The sequence below is a fragment of the Streptomyces sp. WM6386 genome, from assembly GCF_000972385.1.
In the GTDB taxonomy this organism is placed as follows: domain Bacteria; phylum Actinomycetota; class Actinomycetes; order Streptomycetales; family Streptomycetaceae; genus Streptomyces.
Genome location: NZ_JXTE01000222.1, coordinates 1 through 1021 on the forward strand (window position 1 = coordinate 1; position 1021 = coordinate 1021).

General features: G+C 70.4%; 1 protein-coding gene. It reads left to right on the forward strand.

Annotated features, from left to right (window positions below):
• The coding region (locus TN53_RS40880; protein WP_046263951.1) for an MFS transporter at positions 1-932 on the forward strand (932 nt) is incomplete at its 5' end.
• Positions 933-1021: the final 89 nt, after the last annotated feature.

A 1021-nucleotide genomic window follows, 5' to 3' on the forward strand; every position in this document is an offset into this window, starting at 1 on the left:
CCGCCGTCCTGATCGGCGCCTTCCTGATGTACGAGCGCGGCCAGCAGGACAACGAGCCGCTGCTGCCGTTCTCCCTGTTCAAGGACCGCAACTTCTCCGTCGTCAACCTCGTCGGCATCGCGGTGTCCTTCGGTGTCCTCGGCATCCTCCTGCCGACCACCATCTACCTCCAGTCCGTGCTCGGCTTCAGCGCGATCAAGACCGGCCTGGTCCTGGTGCCCCTCGCGCTCGGCTCGATGTTCACGGCCGGCCCGGCCGGCATCCTGTCGGAGAAGTTCGGCGGCAAGTACATCCTCACGGCGGGCCTGTCGATGTTCGGCATCGGCATCACCTGGATCTTCCTGGTCGCCGACACCAACAGCTCCTGGACCGCGTTCGTCGGCCCGCTCTTCGTCGCCGGACTCGGCGCCGGCTGCACTTTCGCCCCGATGGGCTCCGAGGTGATGCGCAACGTGCCGCCGCACCTGACCGGTGCCGCCTCCGGCGTCAACAACGCGCTCAGGCAGGTCGGCTCCGTGCTCGCCGGCGCCGTCATCGGCGCGGTGCTCCAGGCCAAGCTGGTCTCCGCGCTGCGCGAGGAGGCCGCCACCGCCGCCCAGTCGCTCCCGCAGGACTACCGGGCCGACTTCGTCTCCGGGTTCGCCGACGGCGCCCAGCAGGTCGAGGTCGGCACCCAGCAGGGTGCCTCACTGCCGGCGGACGTACCGCAGGACGTCGCCAACACCATCCAGGAACTGGCCGGCAAGGTCTTCCACCAGGGCTTCGTCGACGCGCTCCAGCCCACCATGCTGGTGCCCGCCCTGACGATGTTCGCCGGCGCGGCCCTGTGCCTCGCCCTCAAGGGCGGGCCGACCCCCTCGGGCATGGGACACGGCGCGCCGCCCGCGCAGCCGCAGACCGCGCCCGACAAGGACGCCACCGCCGCGCACTGACCGACCGCACCACCGTCTACGCCCCCGGCCCACAAGGGCCGGGGGCGCTTGTGTTGGGACCGAACATGATCAGTCGAAGAACACTCCTC